The 21688-nt window shown below is 73.3% G+C and carries 19 protein-coding genes; 15 read left to right on the forward strand and 4 right to left on the reverse strand.

From position 1 onward, the window contains the following. The first annotated feature begins 49 nt into the window (after positions 1-49). From CHC11_RS21495 to CHC11_RS21535, 9 genes are read left to right on the forward strand one after another with little or no spacing between them, the layout of a single operon-like run. Entirely contained in the window at positions 50-1606 is a 1557-nt protein-coding gene (locus tag CHC11_RS21495) for an ABC transporter substrate-binding protein (protein ID WP_179278932.1), read from the forward strand. After that, positions 1606-2616 (forward strand): ABC transporter permease, encoded by a 1011-nt coding sequence (locus CHC11_RS21500; protein ID WP_089313573.1) that lies wholly within the window; start codon positions 1606-1608, stop codon positions 2614-2616. The genes CHC11_RS21495 and CHC11_RS21500 overlap by 1 nt, the downstream gene beginning before the upstream one ends. Next, positions 2613-4475, forward strand: a complete 1863-nt coding sequence (locus CHC11_RS21505; RefSeq protein ID WP_179278933.1) for a dipeptide/oligopeptide/nickel ABC transporter permease/ATP-binding protein — start codon at positions 2613-2615, stop codon at positions 4473-4475. The genes CHC11_RS21500 and CHC11_RS21505 overlap by 4 nt, the downstream gene beginning before the upstream one ends. Then, entirely contained in the window at positions 4472-5497 is a 1026-nt protein-coding gene (locus tag CHC11_RS21510) for an oligopeptide/dipeptide ABC transporter ATP-binding protein (protein ID WP_089313574.1), read from the forward strand. The genes CHC11_RS21505 and CHC11_RS21510 overlap by 4 nt, the downstream gene beginning before the upstream one ends. Beyond that, a complete protein-coding gene (locus CHC11_RS21515) occupies positions 5490-6728 on the forward strand; it encodes a metal-dependent hydrolase family protein (RefSeq protein WP_089313575.1) in 1239 nt (412 codons plus the stop codon). The genes CHC11_RS21510 and CHC11_RS21515 overlap by 8 nt, the downstream gene beginning before the upstream one ends. Continuing rightward, positions 6725-8011: an aconitase X gene (locus tag CHC11_RS21520; protein WP_089313576.1), complete on the forward strand. Its 1287-nt coding sequence runs from the start codon at positions 6725-6727 to the stop codon at positions 8009-8011. Before CHC11_RS21515 ends, CHC11_RS21520 begins: the two co-directional genes overlap by 4 nt. After that, positions 8008-8436, forward strand: coding sequence for an aconitase X swivel domain-containing protein (locus CHC11_RS21525; RefSeq protein ID WP_089313577.1), 429 nt, complete (start codon positions 8008-8010; stop codon positions 8434-8436). The genes CHC11_RS21520 and CHC11_RS21525 overlap by 4 nt, the downstream gene beginning before the upstream one ends. Then, positions 8433-9380, forward strand: coding sequence for an ornithine cyclodeaminase family protein (locus CHC11_RS21530; protein ID WP_218826189.1), 948 nt, complete (start codon positions 8433-8435; stop codon positions 9378-9380). The genes CHC11_RS21525 and CHC11_RS21530 overlap by 4 nt, the downstream gene beginning before the upstream one ends. Continuing rightward, positions 9377-10297, forward strand: coding sequence for a cyclase family protein (locus CHC11_RS21535; protein ID WP_089313578.1), 921 nt, complete (start codon positions 9377-9379; stop codon positions 10295-10297). The genes CHC11_RS21530 and CHC11_RS21535 overlap by 4 nt, the downstream gene beginning before the upstream one ends. Positions 10298-10350: 53 nt before the next feature. On the opposite strand, the gene CHC11_RS21540 is transcribed toward CHC11_RS21535, so the two are convergent. Further along, a complete protein-coding gene (locus CHC11_RS21540; RefSeq protein ID WP_089313579.1) occupies positions 10351-11025 on the reverse strand; it encodes an HAD family hydrolase in 675 nt (224 codons plus the stop codon). A 111-nt stretch (positions 11026-11136) separates the two neighbouring features. Here CHC11_RS21540 and CHC11_RS21545 point away from each other — a divergent pair, with 111 nt between their 5' ends. Then, on the forward strand, positions 11137-12273 hold the full coding sequence (locus CHC11_RS21545) for a hypothetical protein (protein WP_089313580.1): 1137 nt from the start codon (positions 11137-11139) through the stop codon (positions 12271-12273). A gap of 47 nt (positions 12274-12320) precedes the next feature. Here the strand turns inward: CHC11_RS21545 and CHC11_RS21550 are convergent, their stop codons facing one another. Next, positions 12321-13784, reverse strand: coding sequence for a serine hydrolase domain-containing protein (locus tag CHC11_RS21550; RefSeq protein ID WP_089313581.1), 1464 nt, complete (start codon positions 13782-13784; stop codon positions 12321-12323). A gap of 30 nt (positions 13785-13814) precedes the next feature. Beyond that, complete coding sequence (locus CHC11_RS21555) at positions 13815-15323, reverse strand: MFS transporter (RefSeq protein ID WP_089313582.1); 1509 nt, start codon at positions 15321-15323, stop codon at positions 13815-13817. 123 nt (positions 15324-15446) lie between these two features. On the opposite strand from CHC11_RS21555, the gene CHC11_RS21560 reads away from it, so the two are divergent. From CHC11_RS21560 to CHC11_RS21580, 5 genes are all read left to right on the forward strand, one after another. Continuing rightward, positions 15447-16178 carry a TetR/AcrR family transcriptional regulator C-terminal domain-containing protein gene (locus tag CHC11_RS21560; RefSeq protein ID WP_089313583.1) on the forward strand — a complete coding sequence of 244 codons (732 nt, stop codon included), beginning with the start codon at positions 15447-15449 and terminating at the stop codon, positions 16176-16178. A 40-nt stretch (positions 16179-16218) separates the two neighbouring features. Then, complete coding sequence (locus CHC11_RS21565; RefSeq protein ID WP_089313584.1) at positions 16219-17121, forward strand: NADP-dependent oxidoreductase; 903 nt, start codon at positions 16219-16221, stop codon at positions 17119-17121. A 72-nt stretch (positions 17122-17193) separates the two neighbouring features. After that, positions 17194-17808, forward strand: a complete 615-nt coding sequence (locus CHC11_RS21570) for a TMEM175 family protein (RefSeq protein ID WP_089313585.1) — start codon at positions 17194-17196, stop codon at positions 17806-17808. A 77-nt stretch (positions 17809-17885) separates the two neighbouring features. Next, the gene (locus CHC11_RS21575) at positions 17886-18548 is read left to right on the forward strand and encodes a response regulator transcription factor (RefSeq protein ID WP_089313826.1); all 663 of its coding nucleotides are present in this window, start codon (positions 17886-17888) and stop codon (positions 18546-18548) included. Further along, the gene (locus CHC11_RS21580) at positions 18542-19726 is read left to right on the forward strand and encodes a sensor histidine kinase (RefSeq protein WP_245919547.1); all 1185 of its coding nucleotides are present in this window, start codon (positions 18542-18544) and stop codon (positions 19724-19726) included. Before CHC11_RS21575 ends, CHC11_RS21580 begins: the two co-directional genes overlap by 7 nt. On the opposite strand, the gene CHC11_RS21585 is transcribed toward CHC11_RS21580, so the two are convergent. Next, positions 19723-21513 carry an AMP-binding protein gene (locus CHC11_RS21585; RefSeq protein WP_342750000.1) on the reverse strand — a complete coding sequence of 597 codons (1791 nt, stop codon included), beginning with the start codon at positions 21511-21513 and terminating at the stop codon, positions 19723-19725. The two genes, CHC11_RS21580 and CHC11_RS21585, sit on opposite strands and share 4 nt — an antisense overlap. Between the last annotated feature and the right edge of the window lie 175 nt (positions 21514-21688).

Genomic DNA, 21688 nt, shown 5'->3' on the forward strand with positions numbered 1-21688 from the left:
CCGCACCTCTCATCCGGCACATCACCGAAGGACCACCATGAGAATTCGAATGGGGCATCGGGCAGTCGTCGCGAGTGTCTCCGTCTGCGCGGCCCTCGTCGCCGGTTGTGGCGGGGCGTCGGACTCCGGCGGCAAGGCGCCGCCCAACGTCACGAACGGCGTCGTGTCCATGACCCTCGACGGCCCGGTCAGCAGCTACGACCCGACCCAGGCGAGCACGTTCCAGGACTCGGTCGCCCTCGCGGCGCTGTACGACACGCTCGTCCACTTCGATCCGTCGGGCAAGCTGGTCCCCGGGCTGTCGGACACATGGAAGTCCACCCCGAAGACCGCCACCTTCCACCTCCGCAGCGGCGTCACCTGCTCGGACGGCACCTCCCTGACCGGCGCGATGGTGGAGGCGTCGCTGAACCGGCTCTTCGATCCGGCCACCAAGGCGCCCCTCGTGCGCCAGGCGATCGGCCCGGGCAACGCGGCGAAGGCGACGTCGACCGGCGACTCGGTGACGATCACGCTGGCGAAGCCCTGGTCGGACCTGGTGCCCGGTATGACCGGTCCGTTCGCCGGCATCGTCTGCCCGTCCGGCACGAAGAACCCGTCGAGCCTGCGGACCGCGTCCGCCGGCACGGGCGCCTTCGTCTCCGAGTCGCAGGTCACCGGCTCCAGCTACACCCTGACCCGGCGGCCCCAGTACGCGTGGGGGCCGGCGTACGCGGGCCAGGCCGCGGGCGAGCCGCCGAAGAAGCTGGTGCTCAAGGTGGTCGACGACGAGAACACCCGGGCCAACCTGACCTCCACCGGTGAGCTCCAGATCCCCTCCTTCACCTCCAACGCGTGGGACCGGTTCGAGTCGACCGGCGGGATCACCGTCCGCACGGCACCGCAGTCCGACACGATGGTCGTCTTCAACGAGACCGCCGGCCATCCGACCGCCGACCGGAACGTCCGGCTCGCCATCGCCCAGGCATTGGATCGTTCCGTTCTGAACAAGGTGCAGAGCTTCGGCTCCGGCGAGCTGATCTCCAGCCTCGGCCGATCCTCCTACGAGTGCTTCGACGCCGGCTCCAACGCCCTGGTCCCCAAGCACGACGCGGCCGCGGCGGCCGCGGCGCTCAAGGGCGTGAAGCTCCGGGTCATCGGCACGAACATCCTGGCCGGCGGCGCCGCCAACGACCAGGTCATGGCCGCCCTGCAGGCCGCGGGCGCCGCCGCGACGGTGCGCACGACCGACAACCAGGCGTGGGTGTCGGACCTGTTCAGCGGCAAGAACGACTGGGACGTCACGATCTTCGTCTACGGCAACCGGCTGTCGAGCTTCCTGCCGGTCGGGCAGTTCTTCGTGCACGACGCGCCGCCGAAGGGGCTCAACCTCGGCGCGACGAGGAACCCGGCCGCGGAGCAGGCGTACGACCAGGCCGCGACCGGCTCTCCCGAAAAGAAGTGCGCCGCGCTGAAGACCTTCCAGCAGTCGCTGCTGCGCAACGTCGACGTCCTGCCCCTGGCCACCGCGCCGGTGCACGTCCTGTTCGCGGGCGGTACCAGCGGCAGCGTCGTCAACGGCTTCGCGGTGCCGGCCTCGATCCGCGTCGGCAAGGCGGGCGGCTGATGGCGGCGACCGCCGCCGGCGCATCGGCGCCAAGCCGCGGTCTCGCACGGCGGGTGGCCGGCTCCCCGTGGGCCGGCTACCTCGCCCGGCGTCTCGGCGGCGTCGCCGCCGTGCTCGCCTTCCTCGTCGTCGTGACGTTCATGATCGTGCGCTTGGTGCCGGGCGATCCGGCCCGGCAGATCGTCGGGCTGACCGCCGGCGAGCAGGAGGTGCGGCAGGTCCGCGAGCGGCTCGGGCTGACCGAGCCCCTGTGGCGGCAGTTCGGCTCGTACCTCGGCGGACTGGCGCACGGCGACTTCGGCACCTCCTTCACGACGGGCCAGCCGGTGTCGTCGATGCTCTCCCAGCGGCTGCCGCTCACGGTCGCGCTGGCGACGAGCGCGCTGGTCGTCGTGCTGATCGTGGCGCTGCCGCTGGGCACCGCGGTCGGGGTCGCGCAGCAGCGCGGACGCGCCCGGGCCGCGACGTCGTCGTTCGGGGTCGGCGCCTCGGTCCTCGGCGCCATGCCGGAGTACATCGCCGGGACCCTGCTCGTCTTCGTGTTCGCGCTGAACCTGCGCTGGCTGCCCGTCCAGGGCGGCGCGGGGTTCACCTCGATGATCCTGCCCGCCCTGTCCATCGCGATCGCGCCCGCGGCGGTGCTCACCCGCCTGGTGCGCAACGAGACCGCGGCGGTGCTGTCGCAGGACTACATCACGATGGCGATGAGCAAACGGCTGTCGAACACGCGCCTGTTCCTGCGGCACGTGGTGCCCAACGTCGTGACCAGCACGCTGACGCTCGGCGGCCTCATCCTCGTCGCGCTGCTCGGGGGGACGGTCGTCGCCGAGAACGTCTTCAACATGCCCGGCATCGGCTCGGAGATCGTGCGCGCGATCGTCAAGCGCGACTATCCGGAGGTCCAGGGGATCATCCTCGTCCTCGGGCTGGTCGCCGTCCTGATCAACCTGATCGTCGACGTCACGCTGGGCCTGCTCGATCCGCGGGTGCTGACGAGGACACGCTCATGAGGCGCACCCGGCTCCCGGCGCTGCTCGTCGCCGGCCTCGTCCTGGCCACCCTGATCGTGGTGGTCGCCGTCGTGGCGCCGATGCTGTGGCGGGCACGCGCCGACGGGCTGACCGCAGACATCCGCCAGGGCCCCTCCGGCGCGCACTGGCTGGGCACCGACGCCCTGGGACGCGACGTGTTCTGGCGGACCGTGGTCGCGACGCGGCTGACGATCGAGATGGCGCTGGCCGCCACCGCGATCGCCGCGGTGCTCGGCACGCTCCTCGGCGCGGGGATCGCGGCCGCCGGCCCGGCCGTGCGCGCGGTGGGCGACCGGGTCATCGACCTGCTGCTGTCGTTCCCGCCGATCATCATCGCGCTGACTTTCACCGCGATCCTCTCGCCGGGACGCGCGTCCGTGGTCGGCGCGCTGGGCCTGGCGTTCTGCCCGCAGTTCGCGCGGCTGACCAACCGGCTCGCGCTGTCGGTGAACGAGCGGGACTACGTCACGGTCGCGCGTTCGCTGGGCGTCGGCCGGTTCCGCGTCCTGACCCGGCACGTGGTCCCGAACATCGCCGCGCCGCTGCTCGTGCTCATCTCGGTGGGGTTCGCGACCAGCGTGCTGACGGTCTCCGGGCTCAGCTTCCTCGGGCTGAGCGTTCAGCCGCCCTCCTACGACTGGGGCAGCCTGCTGGCGAGCGGGCTACGCAACATCTACGACAATCCGGGCGAGGCCCTCGGGCCCGCCGTGGCGATCCTGGTCACCGGGCTCGCCGCCGGTCTCGTGGGCGACGGCCTCGTCCGGCACCTGGACCCGCGCGGGGCGGCGCGGCCGCGGCGGCCCGCGCCCGCCGCCGCGCCGCCGCGCCCCGCCCCGTCCGGCCACACGGGAGGGGAGCGTGCCGCCGCGGCGTCGGTGCGGGGCCTGTCGGTCCGCCGGCCCGACGGCCGGGAGCTGATCCACGAGGTTTCGCTGGCCGTCGGCGCCGGCGAGATCGTCGGCATCGTCGGCGAGTCCGGCTCCGGCAAGAGCCTGACCGCGCTCGCCCTCGCGCGGCTGCTGCCCCGCGAGCTGGACTGGTCCGCGGAGCACCTCGACGTGAACGGCATCGATCTGGCCGACCCGGCGAAGGCCCCGCCCGCGCGGCTGGCCACCGAACTCGGGATCGTCTTCCAGGACCCGTCGAGCAGCTTCAACCCCGCGCTGCGGATCGGCACCCAGCTCACCGAGGTCCTGCGGGCGCACACGAAGACGTCCCGGCGGCAGGCCGACGCGCTGGCGGTCGCCCGGCTGACGGAGACGCGGGTGTCCTCCCCCGAGCTGCGGATGCGCCAGTATCCGCACGAGCTCTCCGGCGGCATGCGGCAGCGCGCGATGATCGCGGCGGCGATGCTGCACGAGCCGAAACTGATCATCGCCGACGAGCCCACCACCGCCCTGGACGTCACCGTGCAGGCCGACGTGCTGCGCCTGCTGAAGCAGATCAACACCGCGCACGGCACGGCGATCCTGCTCATCTCGCACGACATCGGCGTGGTCTCCGCGCTCTGCGACCGGGTCTGCGTGATGTACGCCGGGCGCGTCGTGGAGGAGGTGTCGGTGGAGGACCTTCGCCGGCGCGACGTACGGCACCCCTACACGCGTGCGCTCCTGGCCGCCTCGCCCGACGCGGCGGCCGACCTGGAAGGCGCCCGGCTCGTGCCGCTGCCCGGACGCGCCCCGTCCGCCGAGGCACGAGGCACGGGCTGCGCCTTCGCGCCCCGGTGCTCGCTCGCGGCCCCCGTCTGCGCCGATGTCGTTCCTCCGCTGGTCGCCGCACCCTCGGGCAACGCCGTCGCCTGCCACGCCGAGACACCGGCCACGGAGGTCTGGTCATGACGCACACCGACGAACCGGGCGACATCGTGCTGGACGCCGAGGGGGTGTCGGCCGGCTACGGCGTGCGCTCCCGCAACGTCCTGCACGACGTGAGCGTCGCAATCGCCCGCGGCCGCACGATGGGCGTCGTGGGCGAGTCCGGCTCCGGCAAGTCCACGCTGGCCCGGGTGCTGGTGGGGCAGATCGCCCCGGCGCGGGGCGTGGTCCGCCTCGACGGGACGGACGTCCACCGGCTGTCGCGCAGGGAGCGCTTCGCGGCCCGCCGGCAGATCCAGCTCGTCCCGCAGGACCCCTACTCCTCGCTGGATCCCCGGATGTCCGTCGGGCGGGCGCTGGCCGAGGCGGTCGCCCCGCGCGGGCGGCTGCGCACCGGCGCGCACCGGGACCGCATCGCCGGGTTGCTCGAGTCGGTCGCGCTCGACGCCTCCGCCGCGCGGCGGCTGCCGCACGAGTTCTCCGGCGGCCAGCGCCAGCGCATCGTCATCGCGCGCGCCCTGGCCGCCGAGCCGCGGGTGATCATCGCCGACGAGGTGACGTCCTCGCTCGACACCTCGGTGCAGGCCGAGATCCTGGAGCTGCTGCTCGACCTGCAGAGAAGGCTCGGGCTGACCTACGTCTTCATCACCCACGACCTGGCGGTCGCGCAGTACATGTGCACCGACCTGAGCGTGCTGTATCTCGGCACGCTGGTCGAGCAGGGAACGACCGACGTCCTCTCCCGTCCGGGCCACCCCTACACCGAACTGCTGCGCGACAGCCGGCCCGATCCGAGTGGCCGGTCGCTGCCGACGCCGGCCGGCGGGCTCGCGAGCGAGGACGTCGCCGACCCGGCGAACCCGCCGTCCGGATGCGTGTTCCACCCGCGATGCCGGTACGGGCCGCGGGCCCACGGGGGCAGGGACCGCTGCGCGGCGGAGCCGCCGATCCTCCGGGACCTCACGCCGCACGCGCGCAGGGCGGCGTGCCACTACCCCATCGGGCCGGCCGCGGAGAACCCGGACGAGGACGGCCGCGGTGAGTGAGCCCGTGCCGGCCGGCCCGGCGGCCTTCCTGATCCGGGACGTGAACCTGATCGACGGGCACGACGGGCCCGGGCGCCCCGGCCACGCCGTCGTCGTCGACGGCCGGCGGATCGCGTGGGTCGGCCCGGCGGAGTCCGCCCCGCCGTTCCCGGCGCACGCGATCGTCGACGGCGCCGGCTGCAGCCTGCTGCCCGGACTGATCAACTCGCACGTCCACCTGTCCGCCGACGCCGGGCCGGACTTCACCCGGCAGATCGAGTCCGACTCGCTGCCGCTCGCCACGCTGAAGAGCGCGGCGACGGCCGCGGCGACCCTGCGGGCCGGAGTGACCGGCGTCCGCGACTGCGGCGCCGCCGACGGAGTCGTGATCGAGCTGGCCAAGGGCATCGACGACGGCATCGTCCCGGGGCCGCGCGTCAGGGCCGCGGGGCGGGTGATCACGATGACCGGCGGACACGGCCACTTCATCGGGCGCGAGGCCGACGGAGCGGACGGGGTGCGGGCGGCGACCCGCGCCGAGCTCAAGGCGGGCGCCCACTTCATCAAGGCGATGGCGACCGGCGGAGTGCTGACCGCCGGCGTGGACCCCGGCCACATCGGGCTGGTCCAGGAGGAGCTGGCGGTCGCGGCGCAGGAGGCGCACAACGCGGGACGGCGGATCACCGTGCACGCCATCGGCGACCAGGGGATCAAGAACGCCCTGCGCGCGGGCGTCGACTCGATCGAGCACGGCATCCGGCTCGACGACGAGGCGCTCGAACTCGCCGTCGCGCGGGGCACCTACCTCGTGCCGACGCTGCTCGCGGTGGCGTCGATCGTGACGGCCGGAACCGGCGCGGGCATGCCGCCCTGGGTGCACGAGAAGGCCCAGCGCGAGGCGGAGCGGCACCGCGAGAGCTTCGTCGCGGCGGTCCGGTCCGGCCTCAGGATCGCGGCCGGCACCGACGCGGGCACCCCGTTCAACCCGCACACGGATCTGGTCCGCGAGCTGGAGCTCATGGTCCGGTACGGGCTGACCGCGCCCGAGGTGATCCGCGCGGCCACCCGCAACGCGGCGGAGAACATGGACGTGCTGCACGACACCGGCACGGTGGACGTGGGCAAACTCGCCGACCTGGTGCTGGTCGAGGGCGACCCCGCCGCCGACATCGGCGCGCTGGCGCGGATCCGGCTCGTCGTCAAGGACGGCCGGATCGTGCACGGGTGCGCGCGGCTGAGCGAGGTCTCATGAAGCACGCGATCTGCGATCCGGCGCTGACGGGCGCGCAGCGGGCGATGCTCGCGGGCCGCCACGGCGACGGGGCCGCGCTGGCCATGCGGGTGGTCGTCCGGCTCGCTCGCGCGCTCGGCGCCGACCGGCTGATCCCGGTCGACTCGGCGCACGTCGACGGCTGCCTCTTCCACGGGCAGGTGGGGATCGACCTGGTCGAGCGGCTGATCTCCGGGGGCGCGCGGGTCGCCGTCCCGACGACGCTCAACGTCGGCTCGCTGGACCTGCTGCACCCGGGCGTGGTGCGCGGCGACGCCGGCGAGCGGGCGGACGCCCGGCGGCTGATGGACGGCTACGTCGCCCTCGGCGCGGAGCCCACGTGGACCTGCGCCCCGTACCAGCTGCCGAAGCGGCCGGCGTACGGCCGGCACGTGGCGTGGGCGGAATCGAACGCCATCGTGTTCGCCAACTCGGTCCTCGGCGCCCGTACCGACCGCTACGGCGACTTCGCCGACATCTGCGCCGCGGTCACCGGTTTCGCCCCGCGTGTGGGCCTGCATCTGGACGAGAACCGCGCCGGTCAGGACCTGTTCGACTGCTCGGGGGTGCCCGCCGGGACGTTCGAGGCGGACGTCGCCTGGGCGGCGCTCGGCCACCTCGTCGGCCGCCGGTCGGGGACCCGGGTCCCCGTGCTGGCCGGGCTGCCCGGCGACGCGGACGAGGACCGGCTGAAGGCGCTCGGCGCCGCGGCCGCCTCTGCCGGGGGCGTCGCCCTGTTCCACGCCGTCGGCCTGACGCCGGAGGCCCCCGACACCGCGACCGCCTTCCGCGGCCGCGCCGCCGGGCGGCGGTTCGAGGTGACCGCGGCGGACCTGCGCGCGGCGTGCGACGAGCTCACCACGGCGCCGGACGGACGGCTCGACGCGATCAGCGTCGGCACGCCGCACTTCTCGGCCGCCGAGTTCCGCGCGCTCGCCGCGCTGCTGGCGGGCGGGCCGCCGTTCGACGCGGGCATCGAGTTCTGGATCTCGACGAGCCGGGCCGTCCTCGCCGACGCCGAACGCACCGGCGACGCCGCGGTCTGCCGTCGCGCCGGAGCGCGGATCCTGGTGGACACCTGCACCTACATCGCTCCGGTCCTGCGGGCGTCGGCACGCGTGGTGATGACGAACTCCGCGAAGTGGGCGTGGTACGCGCCGACCAACCTCGGCATCGACGTCGTGTTCGCCTCGCTCGCCGAGTGCGTGCTGTCCGCACGCGCGGGCCGCGTGGTCCGCGACCCCGCGCTCTGGGCGGCGCCGTGATCGGGCTACCGCTCAGCCCGGGGCGGACGACCGCTCCCCTGCTCCTGCTGGACGAGCCGCTGTCGTTCTGGGGCGGCAGCGACGTGGCGACCGGCGAGATCACCGACGTCCGTCATCCGCAGCGCGGGGCCTCGGCCGCCGGCCGGGTGCTGGCCTTCGACGGAAGCCGGGGGTCGAGTTCGAGCTCCACCGTGCTCGCCGAGCAGATCCGGCGCGGTGTGGCGCCGGCGGCCATCCTGCTCCGCCGGCCGGACGCGATCGTGGCACTCGCGGCGATCGTCGCCCGCGAGCTCTACGCGATCGAGGTACCGGTCGTCGTCCTGTCCGCCGGCGACTTCGACGCGCTCCCGCGTACGGGCACGGTGACGGTGACGGCGACGGACGAGAGCGCCGAGGTTCGGATCGACGAGACGGGACGGCGATGAGCATCGACGGGATCGACGGGATCGACGGGATCGACGGCGAGAGGATGCGGCGGCTCGGCGACGCGCGGCACCTGGTCGACGCGCTGGAGCGGGCGCTTCTCGGCGGCCTCCGGCCGGAGGACGAACAGGGACGCGTCTCGCGGCCGACGAGCCACGGCGAACTGCTGCTGATGCCGTCGGAGGCCGCCGGCCACATCGGCGTCAAGGTGCTCGGCCTGGCTCCGGGCAATCCGGCCCGGGGACTCCCGGTCATCTCCGGGCTGTACCTGCTGATGGACTCCCGTACGCTCCGGCTGCTCGCCGTGCTGGACGGCGGGGAGCTCACCCTGCTGCGGACCCCGGCCGTGTCCGCCCTCGCGGCGCGGCACATGGCGGCCCGGCCGATCCGCTCGGCCGTCGTGTTCGGCAGCGGGCCGCAGGCCCGCGCGCACATCGAGACGTTCCACGCGCTGCACGGTCTGCGTGACGTGGTCATCGCCGGACGCGACCCCGGGCGGACCGAGCGGTTGGTCCGCCGCTGCGCCGACGACGGCCTGCGCGCCCGCGCCGGCTCGGCACGCGACGTGCCCGAGGCCGACGTCGTGATCTGCTGTACCAGCGCCCGCGAACCGCTGTTCGCGGCGGAGCTCCTGGCCCCGCGGACCGTGGTCGTCGCGGTCGGCTCGCACCACCCCGACGCCCGTGAGCTGGGCGACGACGTCATGGAGGCCGCGCAGGTCGTGGTCGAGTCGCGGACGGTGGCCACGACCGAGGCCGGCGACGTGGTCCAGGCGCTCGACCACGGGGCGATCGCGGAGACCGACCTGATCGAGCTGGCCGGCCTCGTCCGCGGCGGGGCCATCGCGCGGGACGGGAGACCGAGGGTGTTCAAGAGCGTCGGCATGGCCTGGGAGGACCTGGCCGTGGCGGTCGCTGTGCACGAGCGCGATCTGGCGTCACGATGACCTCCGAGGACTTCCGCCGGGTCGGCGCCGAGGTCAGCAACTGGGGCCGCTGGGGCGCCGAGGACGAACGCGGCACCCTCAACCTGATCACGCCGCGGGAGATCGTGCGGGCGGCGCGGTCGGTGCTCAGGGGCGCGGTGTTCGACCTCGGCATCCCGCTCGGCGCCGACGGCCCGCAGGCGTTCCCCGGCCGGATCAACCCGCTGCACATGATGACCGAGACCGGTGCGCGGCAGGAGTACCCGGGCGGCGCGAAGTGGTCGGACGACTACGTCGTCATGCCGCTGCAGGCCGGGACGCAGTGGGACGCGTTCGCGCACGTCTGGTACGACGGCCTGCTCTACAACGGATTCGGCGAGGACGCGGTCGGCCCGCACGGCGCGGCGCGGTGTTCGATCGACGCCCTCGGCAACGGGATCGCCGGGCGGGGCGTCCTGCTCGACGTCGCCCGGCACGCCGAGGTCGACTGGCTGGAGGGGGGCCACGTGATCGGCCCGGAGACCCTCGACGCCGTCGCGGAGCGGCAGGGCACCGAGATCCGGGCGGGCGACATCGTGCTGATCCGGACCGGATGGTGGAAGAAGTTCGTGGTCGAACGGGACGCCGCCGGGTGGATGAGCACCGAACCCGGGCTCGGCCTCGGCTGCGTGCGGTGGATCCGCGCCCACGACCTCGCCGCGCTGGGCATGGACAACTGGGGCATCGAGGTGGCGCCCGGAGAGGACCTCGCCGTCACCAGCCCGGTGCACTGCGTGCTGCTCCGCGACGTCGGTATCCCGCTCGGGGAGATCTTCGACCTGGAGGCCCTCGGCGAGGACTGCGCCGACGACGGCGTGTACGAGTTCCTGTTCGTCGCACCGCCGCTGAAGGTCACCGGCGCCGTCGGCTCCCCCGTCAACCCCCTCGCACTGAAGTAGACGCCAGGAGGATCGCACCGCGACGGCCTCCGGTTCCGGCCGCCTGGTGGGAGTCAGCAGGCGGCCAGGAGCGCGGAGAGCCCGGTCAGGGTGGAGATCCGGTGTATGCCGGCGGGGGCCGGGGTTGCCGTTCTTGCTCGGTCGAGCCAGATGGCGCGAAGTCCTGCGTTGTGTGCGCCTACTGCGTCCACGTCCAGTTTGTCGCCGATGTAGGCGACATGGGCGAGAGGCAGGTTGAAGGCGGTGCAGGCGGCCAGGAATGCCTCGGGGTCGGGTTTCGCGCAGCCGAGTCGGTCAGAGCAAAGGAGGACTTCGAAATGGTGGCGCAGGCCCAGCGCCGTCATCCTGCGCTCCTGGTGGACGGTGCTTGAGTTGGACAAAATGCCGTTTCGGTAAGGGAGCGTGTTCAGTACCGCCGCCACGTCGGGAAATGCCGACCATGCCGCTTCGAACCGTGCCTCGTAACGGCCGTGCCAAGCGTCCGCCTCTGTGTCGCTGAGCGGACGCTCGACGAACGTGCGGACTCTCGCGCGGCGTTGCTGCTCGTAGGTCACCAGGCCGGCCGCGAGGCGCCGGTGTCCGAGCCTGGTGATCTGGTGCCAGCGGTCCAATGCGGCCTGGTCGGACGGCAGGCCCTCGGCCGCGAAGTGGCGCAGCAGCCCGGCCCGCTCCGAGCCGGTGAAATCGAAGATCGTGTCATCGACGTCCCACAGCACGGCCTCGATCATGTCCTGAGGTTACAGCGGCGGGGTCCAGGTGTGGCCTTGGCGGGGGGTTGCACTTGCTGGAACGATTCGTCACCGTGGTGCCACGGAGGGCCACGGGCGAGGCGGGCGGCGATGGATCTGCGTGCGGAGGGGCGAGCGGACGACGGACGGGGCGACCTGCTGAGCCGGCTGGGTGCGGTGGACCGCCGTCGGCTGCGGGATCCGGCGACCGCGGCGGAACTGCGGCGGTTCGCCGAGCAGGGGCGCGGGCGCGTCGTGGTGGTGCTGCTGGCGAGGGCCGTCGCCCGGGTGCTGCCCGCCCCGATCACGCCGCTCACCGCGGCGCTGTCGGTGCTGGTCATGGCCGATTGGCCGTGCGTTCTCGCGCTCGCCCTGGGCGGGCTCTTCGAGGACGACCCGCTGCGCGGGACCACCGGTGGGCTGCTCGTCCTGGCCGCGACCGCAACGTCCGTGCTGATGCTGGCCCTTTCGTGGATCGCCTGGCGCTGGACGGCGGTCCTGGCCGAGTGCGTGTCCGACCTGCTGGCCGTGTCGGCGGAGCGAAGGGAGTTCCTCGGCTGGCTCCACGGGCGCTGCCGTCCGGTGCCGCAACTGGCGGCGGGGATCGCCGGGACGGGCCTTTCCGCGCTCATGGTCTACGCGATGTCGCACCAGCAGGCCGATTCGGTCTCGGTCAGCGTGTGGATCTACGTGTGCTCCGGCTGGACGGGATTCATCGGAGGCGGTGTCCTCTACTGGCTCTACACGCTCGCCGAAGTGCCGCTGCGCCTGCACCGGTGCATGGACTTGCAGATGGCTTGGATGGACCCCGCGCACACGCCCGCCATCGTCCAGCTGTGCCGCGTCTACGGGCGGGTCGCGTTCAGCGCGGGAGTGGGTGTCCTCATCGCCGAACTCTCGACCGTGGCCGTCGCCGGCGATCGTCCGGGCCCGCTGATGCAGGCGTTCTTCGTGGGCTTTCCCGTGCTTGCGGTCGTCACGGCCCTGTACGTCGGCATCCAGCCCTACGTCACGCTCGCTCACCTGGTCCGGCGCCATATCGACACGATCGTGGACCCGCTGATGGCGCAGACGCACCGCCCGCCCGGACATCTCCTGCTCTCCGAAGACCTGGGCGGCGCCTTCCAGGCCTACACCCACTTCCGGGCGCTGCGCCGCCTCCCGGTCAAGACCGCCACCCTCCTGCAGTACGTGACCGGGATCCTGGCCTCCCTGGTCGTCTTCTTCGTCCAACGCCTGCTCGCCTGACCCACGCGGCCGGCCGCCGGGGGCCTCGTCCCGGCGGCCGTCCACCCCTACGCGATCTTGGGGGTGGCCCGCATGCCGACGTAGCAGACCCGGCTGCCGTCGCCGAGGGTGGAGAACACCACCGGCATGTAGTCCTCGCTGAAGGAGGGGCCCGCGCCGGAGGCGGCGAAGACCGTGCCGGTGACCGGCTCCAGGTCCATCTCCAGAGGCGGGGACAGGTCCTTCATGTCGTCGACGAACTCGTACCGCATGTGGGGCGAGCCGTCGGGCTCCTGGGAGACGGTGATGACGACGCCCTCGCGCCTGTAGGTGCCGAGGAGCGGGGCGAGGTCCACCGCGGGGGGCGGATCCGCCGGGGCGAACGGTACGGGCATGGTGACGCCGGCGAGTTCGGCGAGCAGTTCGCGGAACAGGTCGGCGTACAGCAGGCGCGCCGCGCCGCCGTTGGTCATCAGCACGAGGGCCAGGTTCGCCTGCGGGACGACCCGCAGGTAGGCGTACTGGCCGATGGCGGCGCCGTCGTGACCGAAGCCGGCGACGCCGTCCCAGTCGTAGAGCGTCCAGCCGAGGCCCCAGCCGTCCGCGCTGACGGTCCACTTGTCCGGGACGTCCACCTCCCGGTGCTGCATCGCCGCCACGGCCTGCGGGGACAGGACGCGGGCGCCGCCGGGTGCCGTGCCGTTCTCCAGGTGCATGTGGGCGAAGCGGGCCATGTCGCCCGCGGAGACGATGACGCGGGCGGCCGGTCCGACCGAGCGGGGCATCGGGTCCCACGCCGGGGCCGGGTCGGGGTCGGGGTCGGTGCCGGGCTCGCCCAGGTGGCTCATGGCGGCGCGGTGGCTCATGGCCTCTTCCGGCAGCGTCATCGAGTGCTCCAGGCCGAGCGGCCGGAAGAGGAGGTCCTTGAGGGCCTGGTCCCAGGTCATTCCGGTGATCTTCTCGACGACCCGGCCGAGGACGACGTAGCCGAGGCCGCCGTAGGAGATCGCCGTGCCGGGCCGGCAGTCCAGCGGGACGCGGCGGGCGGCCTCGACGTAGTTGGCGATGCAGTCGTCGCCCCGGCCGCCGTCGAAGTTGAAGTCGTTGGTCACCCCGCCGGTGTGGGACAGCAACCGCCGGATGGTGATCGCCTTGGTGTCCGCCGGGTCGGGGGTGCCGAACTCGGGGAGCACCTCGACGACCGGCGCGTCCAGGTCGAGCCTCCCCTCGTCCACGAGCCGCATCACGAGCGTGGCGGTGTAGACCTTGGCGATCGAGCCTGACAGGAACACCGAGTCGGTGGTCACCTCGACGCCGGTGCCGCGGTGCAGCACCCCGCCGGCCAGTTCGTACAGCCGGCCGTCGACCACCACCGCGAGGCATGCGCCCGGCACGTGGTGGGCCGCGCGCAGCGCGTCGAGCCGGGACTGCCAGTGGTCCAGGTCGAAGCGGCGGCCCGTCGAATCGCGCATACCCCAGTCACCCTGCGCCTTCCAGTCGGCGTTCGAGTTCCAGTCCAGCTGCTCAGACATGATCGATTCCTTTCGATGGAGGGGGAGGTCTCAGAAGGAGGTGGCGAGGCGTTCCTGAGCCGCGCCGCCGTCGGGGGCCGCTTCGGGTTCGGGCGCCCTCCGCTCGCGCAGGACGAGGAAGGCGAGGACGGCCGCCGCCAGCACGCCCGCGGCGCTGACGGTGAAGGCGGTGGACATGGCGGAGGTGAACGCTTCGCGGGCGGTGCCGGCGAGCGCGGTGTCACCGGTGCGTCCGGCGACCGCGAGCGCCCCGCCCACGGAACGCGCGGCCTCTGTGGGGGCGCCGGCGGGCATGCCGCCGGTGTAGCCGCCGGACACGATGCTGCCGAGGACGGCCACGCCGAGCGCGGCGCCGGCCTGCTGGACGGTGTCGTTCAGGGCGGACCCGACACCGGCGTGCTCGGCGGGGATCGTGCCCATGAGGGAGGCGACGGCCGCGGGAACCGCCAGGCCGCCGCCGGCGCCGAGAAGGAACAGGCCGAGGGCCGGCTGGACGAGCCCGCCATCGGGCTGCAGAGCGGCCATCACTCCGAACCCGGCGGCCGAGACGAGCAGCCCCGCGGTGGTCAGCGCCCGGTGCCCGATGCCGGCGAGGACGGTGGCGCCGAGGGTGTTGAAGATCAGCGAGGAGACCGCCATCGGGATGAGGGCGAGTCCGGCCTCGGTAGGGGTGAAGCCCAGGACGTACTGCAGGTACTGGGTGAGGACGAGCAGGAGCCCGCCGTTGCCGATCTGCACCAGGGTCAGCGAGAGGCTGCCGCCGCTGAACGCGCGGTGGCGGAACAGGGCGAGCGGCACCATCGGGTGCGGCGTGCGCAACTCCCATGCCACGAAGCCGCCCAGGGCGAGGATCGCCGCCGCCGGCGCCGGCCAGGAGGCGCCGTGACCCAGCTCGATGATCGTCCAGACCAGGGCCGTCATGCCGATCATCGACAGTGCCGCGCCCAGCGGGTCCGGCCTGCCCGCGGGGGCGCTGGACTCGGGCATCAGGACGAGTGCGGCGACGATGGCCAGGACGGCGATCGGCACGTTGATCAGGAAGACCGCGCCCCAGTGGAACCAGGCGATCAGGGCGCCGCCCAGCACGGGTCCGCCGACCAGGCCGAGCATGGCGACCGCGCTCCAGCAGGCCATGGCCCTGCGCCGTTCGGCCTCGTCGAAGACGGTGACCAGGATCGACAGGGTGCTCGGCATGACCAGCGCGCCGCCGACGCCCATCACCGCGCGGGCGGCGATCAGCTGGGCCGGGGCGGCGGCGAGGGCGGCGGCCAGCGACGCCGCGCCGAACAGTCCCAGGCCGATGACCATGACGCGGCGCCGGCCGTAGCGGTCGGAGAGGCTGCCGGCGGTCAGCAGCAGACCGGCGAACACGAGGATGTAGGAGTCCAGGATCCACTGCGTGTCCCGGGGGCTCGCGCCCAGATCGTCGGCCAGTGCCGGGATCGCCACGGCCAGCGCCATGTTGTCGATGACCAGCACCATCGCGCTCAGGCACAGCACGGTCAGGATCAGCCAGCGGTGCGGACTGCGCGTCGGCATCGGTGTTCCTCTCGCCGTTATGAACGCCGTACTCAGGATGCGAACACTGTACGCATAGCGGATCATTGTACGCAACAGCGTTGGCCGTACGCGTCAGCGAACGATGTGCCCTATGGTGGTGGCATGCCAGCCGACAAGCCGCCCATCCCCTCGGTGTGGGCACGCCCTCGCGCGACGCGCGCCCAGCCCGCACTCAGCCGCGAGCGGATCGTCGCCGAATCCGTCCGGCTCCTGGACGAGGAGGGCATGGACGCGCTCAGCATGCGCAGCCTCGCCGTCCGCCTGGGGACGGCGGCGACGTCGCTCTACCGTCACGTGGCCAACAAGGACGAGCTGATCGAGCTGGTCGTCGACGAGCTGTACGGCGAGGTGGAGGTGCCCGGCCCCGCCGGCGCGGCCGGCTGGCGGGCGCCCCTGGAGCACTGCGCCCAGAGCCTGCGCTCGATGATCCTGCGCCACCCGTGGGTCGCGCCCGCGCTGGGCCAGGTCGGGCTCGCCGAACTCGGCCCCAACCTGATCGACCGGTCCGAGCGCCAGCTCGCCCTGTTCCATGCCGCCGGTTTCCCGCCGGGCGAGGCGGAGCAGGCCATGAACGGGCTGCTCGCGTACGTGATCGGTATGAGCATCAGCGAGGCGGCGTACCTGTCGATGCTCGCCCGCAGCGGCCGGACCGAGCAGGAGTGGGCCGAAGGCCTGCGCCCCGCCGCCGAGCGGGCTCTGGACGAGCACCCCCGGCTGCGCGAGGAGTTCGCCGCCCGCCCGGACGCCGATCCGCGCGTGGTGCGCGACACCAACTTCGCCTACGGGCTCGACCGTTTCCTCGACGGCCTCCAGACCAGGCTCGACGCCCGCTGAGCCGGTCGGAGCAGCGGAGCGATCCGAAAGGGAGCACGTGATGAAGGCTGTGCGTTTCAGCCGGTTCGGGGGGCCGGAGGTCCTCGAGGTCGTGGATCTTCCCGATCCGCATCCGGGGCCCGGCGAGGTGCGGGTCGCAGTGCGCGCGGCGGGGGTGAACGCCAGCGACTGGAAGAAGCGCGGGGGGCTGATGGATCAGGAGCTCCCCCAGACCCTGGGCTACGAGGCGGCGGGGGTCGTCGACGAGCTCGGCGAGGGCGTGGCGGACGTCGCCGTCGGCGATCGCGTGTTCGGGTTCTGCGTCGAGGGGGCGGCCCAGGCCGAGCTGGCCGTGCTGTCCCACTATGCGCCGATCCCACCGTCGCTCGACTTCTCCGGTGCCGCCGCCCTGCCTGCGGCCATCGAGACGGCCACGCGCGCACTCGACCAGCTCGGCGCCGGGGGCGGCGGCACGCTGCTCGTCAACGGCGCCTCCGGGAGCATCGGCGGCGCCGCGGTCCAGCTCGCCGCGGCGCGGGCGGCGCGCGTGATCGGTACCGCCGGTCCGGCGAACCAGGAGTACCTGCGCTCGCTGGGGGCCGAGCCGGTCGCCTACGGCGAAGGTCTCGTCGAGCGGGTTCGAGCGCTGGCGCCCGACGGCGTCGACGCGGCGCTCGACGTCGCCGGCAACGGCGTGCTGCCCGAGCTGATCGCACTCGCGGGCGGCGCGGAGCACGTCGTCACGGTCGCCGACTTCGGCGGAGCCCGGGAGCACGGTGTGCGGTTCAGCCGCGGGGACGACGGCCGCGCGGTCCACGTGCTCGGTGAGATCGGCGCGCTGGTCGAGGCGGGGCGCTTCGCGCTCCCGGTCGCGCGGACCTTCCCGCTCGCCGAGGTCGCGGAGGCGCACCGTGCCGGAGAGGGCCGCCACGTGCGCGGCAAGCTGGTCCTGCTGGTCGGCTGACGCGGGGACCGGCGCCGGGCCGGTCAATCCCGGGCCGGGACGCGGCCGCGGCCGCGGCTGTAGGGTCCTGGTATGTCACGGGCGGTGTCTCGGGATCCCGATCGGCTCATTCTGTTCACTGACGCGGTCGTGGCGATCGCCGTGACGCTGCTCGTGCTGCCGCTGGTCGACGTGGTGCCGGAGGCGGTGGGCGCGCACCGGCGGTCGGTCGAGGTCGTCACCGAGCACCGGACGCAGATCTGGAGCTTCGTGCTCAGCTTCGTGGTGATCATCCGGTTGTGGTTCGTGCATCACCGGGTCTTCGAGCACATCGGCGGCTACACCCGGGCGCTGATGCTGGTGAACGCGGGTTGGCTGCTGGCCATCGTGTTCCTGCCGTTCCCCACGGAGATGGTCGCCTCCTATCCGGGGGACGACCGGTTCACCGTGATGCTGTACATCGGGAACGTCCTCGTCGCGGGCGCCTTCCAGACCGCACTGACGGCGATCTCCTACCGCGATCCGAATGTCGCGCTGGAATCCGATCCGCCGACGATCGAGTCGGTCCGGGGCTCGCTGTCCAACTTGGCCCTGCTCGCTCTGGCCCTCGCCGTGGTCGCGGTCCTCCCAGGCGTCTCGTATTTCGCGCTGTTCCTGCTCCTCCTCCAAGCTCCGGTCGACAGGTTCTGGAGGCTCGTCGGAGTCTGAGCGATCGTGCCCGCTCGATGCGCGCCAGGCGGCAGGGCTTATCGGCGTTTAACCCCCTGCGCGTCATGCTCGGCGGCATGCGTGTACTGATCGTTGAGGACGAGCGGGTGCTCGCGGACACGATCGCCGAGGGACTGCGGGACGAGGCGATGGCCGTGGACGTGGTGTACGACGGCGACGACGCTCTGGAGCGGGCCTCCTACAACGAGTACGACGTGGTGGTCCTCGACCGCGACCTGCCGACCGTCCACGGGGACGACGTGTGCCGGGAGCTGGTGGGGCGGCGGAGTCCCGTGCGGATCCTGATGCTGACCGCGGCCGGTGACGTCGACGACCGCGTGGACGGGCTGACGCTGGGCGCCGACGACTACCTGCCCAAGCCGTTCGTGTTCGGCGAGCTGGTGGCGCGGGTGCGGGCGCTGGCGCGCAGGTCGGGGCCGCCGGTGCCGCCCGTCCTCGAGGGGCGGGGCATCCGGCTCGACCCGTACCGGCGCAGGGCGGCGCGGGACGGGCGGGAGCTGCGGCTCACCAACAAGGAGTTCGCCGTGCTGGAGGAGCTGCTGCGGGCGGAGGGCGGCGTGGTGAGCGCCGAGCGCCTGCTGGAGCGGGCGTGGGACGAGAACATCGACCCGTTCAGCAACATCGTCCGGGTCACGATGGCGACGCTGCGGCGCAAGCTCGGGCAGCCGCCGGTGATCGAGACGGTGACCGGGTCCGGGTACCGGCTGGAGGCATGGTGAAGAGGCTGAGCGTCAGGACGCGGCTCACGCTCGTGTACGGGTCGCTGTTCCTCGTCACGTCGGCGGCGCTGGTCGCGGTGACGTACCTGCTGACGGTCAGGACGATGGACGACCGGTTCACCTCGCGCCAGAACGTGGACGCGACGACGATCACCCGGTTGCGGGCGCTGGCCGTCGACGGGGACGTCAGCCGGCTGGTGAGGCTGAAGGCCGACGCCGACCGGGAGCTGGCGCGGCAGAAGCACGACGTCCTGGCGCAGCTGCTGCAGAGCTCCCTGGTGACGATGCTGGTCCTCGGCGTCCTGGCCGTGGTGATCGGGTACGTGGTGGCGGGGCGGATGCTGCGGCCGCTGCACACGGTGACCGCGACGGCGCGGCGGCTGTCGGAGAGCAACCTGCACGAGCGGATCGCGCTGGACGGCCCGCAGGACGAGATCAAGGACCTGGCCGACACCTTCGACCGGATGCTGGACCGGCTGAACCGCGCGTTCGACGCCCAGCGCCGGTTCGTCGCGAACGCCTCGCACGAGCTGCGCACGCCGCTGACCATCAACCGGACGGTGCTGGAGGTCGCGCTCGCGAGCCGCAGGAGCCCGCCGGAGACGAGGGCGCTCGCGGACGTCCTGCTCGGCAACACCGCACGCCATGAGCGGCTCATCGAGGGGCTCCTGCTGCTCGCCAGGTCCGAGAGGGAGCCGGCCACGCGGGCCGGCACGCCGCTGCGGGACGTGGTGCGCAGCGCGCTCGACCAGCTCGACGGGCAGGTGGAGGAGGCGGGCGTGGACGTCGAGGCGCGGCTCGGCCCGGCCGCCGTGACCGGTGACCCGGTGCTGCTGGAGCGGTGCGCCGTGAACCTGCTGGAGAACGCCGTGAAGTACAACGTGGGGGACGGCCGGGTCTGGGTGCGCACGGGGGTCCGGGACGGCGAGGCGTTCCTGCAGGTGGTCAACACCGGGCGGCCCGTCCCGTCCTACGAGGTCGCGACGATCTTCGAGCCGTTCCGGCGGCTGCGCGCGGACCGGACGGGGTCCAGGGACGGCGCGGGACTCGGCCTGTCGATCGTGCGGGCCGTCGTCGCGGCGCACGGCGGCGCGATCGACACCGTCCCGCGGCCGGACGGCGGACTGTCGATCACGGTCCGGCTGCCGGTGGCCGCCGAGCCCGCGCTCACCGCCTAGCCGGCCGGCTGCGCGCCGAGGGGCCAGGGCGGCGGCTGCGGCCACGGGACGCGGCCCTCGGGCTCGGGCCGGTCGGGGCGGGCGGTCAGCCAGCGGTGCACGACCTTGCCGGTCGCGTTGCGCGGCAGCTCGGGGATGAAGTGCACGTCGCGGGGCACCGCGTAGCGGGCGACCTGGGCGTGCACGTAGGCGCGGACGGCGTCGGCGTCGAGCCGGGCACCGGGCCGCAGGACGACGTACGCGGCGAGGCGCTGCCCCCATTCGGGGTCGGGCACGCCGGTGACCGCGACCTCGTGGATCTCCGGCATCCGCAGCAGGGCCTCCTCGACGTCGCAGGGGACGATGTTCTCGCCGCCGGACACGACCATGCCGTCGCTGCGGCCGTCCACGAACAGCAGGCCGCGGTGATCGATGTGGCCGAGGTCGCCGGTGGCGAGCAGGCCGTCGCGGACCTCCATCGGCTCGCCGCCGGTGTAGCCCTCGAACAGCAGCTCGTTCGCCGCGAAGATCTGCCCGCGGGTGGAGCGGCCGAGGCGGCGGCCCTCCTCGTCGAGGATCGCCAGGGCGGTGTTGCGCGGCGGGCGTCCGGCGGTGCGCGGATCGAGCCGCAGGTCGCGCGGGGTCGCGATGGACACCCAGGACGCCTCGGTGGTGCCGTAGACGTTGTAGAGCCGGTCGCCGAACGCGTCCATGAACCGGGTGGCGAGGTCGCCGGGCAGCGCGGCGCCGCTCAGCGCCGCGATCCGCAGGGAGGACGTGTCGTACCGCTCGCGGCGTTCGGGGGCCAGTTCCAGAATCCGCTGGAGCATGACCGGGACGGCGAACAGGGTGGTGTCGCGGTGGGAGGCGACGGCCCGCAGCGTCCGCTCGGGGTCGAACCGGCGGTGCAGGACGATCGGCGCCCGCAGCGCCCACGCCATCTGCAGCGCGGCGTAGCCCCAGGTGTGGAACAGCGGCGCTTCGACGATCATGGTCTGCCGGGCGCGCAGCGGGATCCGGGACGTCATCGAGGCCAGCGGCCACAGGCCGGGACGGGGCGGGCGGCGGGCGCCCTTCGGACGGCCGGTGGTGCCCGAGCTCAGCATGATCGTCCGGCTCTGGATCTGCGGGGGCGCGGCGGCGGCGGCCGGCGCCGATCGGATGATCTCCTCGATGCTCGGCCCCGGGGCGGTGAGGACGGTTTCCGGGGCGGTGCGGGGCGGAGGCAGCGTCGCGGCGGGGACGGGGGCCGACAGCGGGGCGGCGGCGGGCGGCCGGTGATCGGCCCACACCACGGTCCGGCGCAGCGCGATCGGGACGTTCGCCAGCAGCGGCGCGAACTCGGCGTCCGCGACGAGCAGGGTGGGGCGCAGCTCGCCGAGTACGGCGCGGATCTGGCCCGTTCCGAAGCCCGTGTTGAGCAGCACGACCTCGGCGCCCCGCCGGGAGCAGGCGACGAGGGTCAGGGCCATGCCGCGGTGGTTGCGGCACAGGACGCCGACGCGCGGGCGGGGGCCGTGCAGGGGCAGCCCGGTGGCGAGGCGGGCGGCGCGCTCGTCCAGCTCGCCGAACGTCAGCTCGCCCTCGTCGTCGATCAGGGCGGTGCGGGACGGGGAGCGGGCGGCGGCGGAGGCGACCAGTCCGGCGAGCGTGGTGCCCCAGCGGCGCAGCGTGCCGATCTGGCGGACCAGCCGGCGGGGGCCGCCGGAGAACAGCAGGCCGGTGCGGAGCAGGAGGGCGGCGAGGTCGCGGATGTGCCCGATCCGCCGGCGCATCCCCGGCCGGTAAGCGGGCCTTGCGTGCGTCACCGCGCCCTCCTCCGGTGATTTCCGGTCACGTTACCCATCAGTCATGAACCGGACAAGGGCGTCAGGCCCGCTGTCGGCGGGCATCGGGACGGAGAGTGGCGCGTCAGTGGTTACTGACGAGTAGCATTATGGGTTACCAGCGAGTAGCATCGCTGGTGCGGGTACTCGTGCCGCC

This window comes from Actinomadura mexicana (assembly GCF_900188105.1).
Taxonomy (GTDB): Bacteria; Actinomycetota; Actinomycetes; order Streptosporangiales; family Streptosporangiaceae; genus Spirillospora; species Spirillospora mexicana.

Bases quoted from the DNA above. Each gene is read 5' to 3' on its own strand.
- CHC11_RS21495 (WP_179278932.1), top strand. From the start codon at position 50: ATGGGGCATCGGGCAGTCGTCGCGAGTGTCTCCGTCTGCGCGGCCCTC.
- CHC11_RS21500 (WP_089313573.1), top strand. From the start codon at position 1,606: ATGGCGGCGACCGCCGCCGGCGCATCGGCGCCAAGCCGCGGTCTCGCA.
- CHC11_RS21505 (WP_179278933.1), top strand. From the start codon at position 2,613: ATGAGGCGCACCCGGCTCCCGGCGCTGCTCGTCGCCGGCCTCGTCCTG.
- CHC11_RS21510 (WP_089313574.1), top strand. From the start codon at position 4,472: ATGACGCACACCGACGAACCGGGCGACATCGTGCTGGACGCCGAGGGG.
- CHC11_RS21520 (WP_089313576.1), top strand. From the start codon at position 6,725: ATGAAGCACGCGATCTGCGATCCGGCGCTGACGGGCGCGCAGCGGGCG.
- CHC11_RS21530 (WP_218826189.1), top strand. From the start codon at position 8,433: ATGAGCATCGACGGGATCGACGGGATCGACGGGATCGACGGCGAGAGG.
- CHC11_RS21535 (WP_089313578.1), top strand. From the start codon at position 9,377: ATGACCTCCGAGGACTTCCGCCGGGTCGGCGCCGAGGTCAGCAACTGG.
- CHC11_RS21540 (WP_089313579.1), bottom strand. From the start codon at position 11,025: ATGATCGAGGCCGTGCTGTGGGACGTCGATGACACGATCTTCGATTTC.
- CHC11_RS21545 (WP_089313580.1), top strand. From the start codon at position 11,137: ATGGATCTGCGTGCGGAGGGGCGAGCGGACGACGGACGGGGCGACCTG.
- CHC11_RS21550 (WP_089313581.1), bottom strand. From the start codon at position 13,784: ATGTCTGAGCAGCTGGACTGGAACTCGAACGCCGACTGGAAGGCGCAG.
- CHC11_RS21555 (WP_089313582.1), bottom strand. From the start codon at position 15,323: ATGCCGACGCGCAGTCCGCACCGCTGGCTGATCCTGACCGTGCTGTGC.
- CHC11_RS21560 (WP_089313583.1), top strand. From the start codon at position 15,447: ATGCCAGCCGACAAGCCGCCCATCCCCTCGGTGTGGGCACGCCCTCGC.
- CHC11_RS21565 (WP_089313584.1), top strand. From the start codon at position 16,219: ATGAAGGCTGTGCGTTTCAGCCGGTTCGGGGGGCCGGAGGTCCTCGAG.
- CHC11_RS21570 (WP_089313585.1), top strand. From the start codon at position 17,194: ATGTCACGGGCGGTGTCTCGGGATCCCGATCGGCTCATTCTGTTCACT.
- CHC11_RS21575 (WP_089313826.1), top strand. From the start codon at position 17,886: ATGCGTGTACTGATCGTTGAGGACGAGCGGGTGCTCGCGGACACGATC.
- CHC11_RS21580 (WP_245919547.1), top strand. From the start codon at position 18,542: ATGGTGAAGAGGCTGAGCGTCAGGACGCGGCTCACGCTCGTGTACGGG.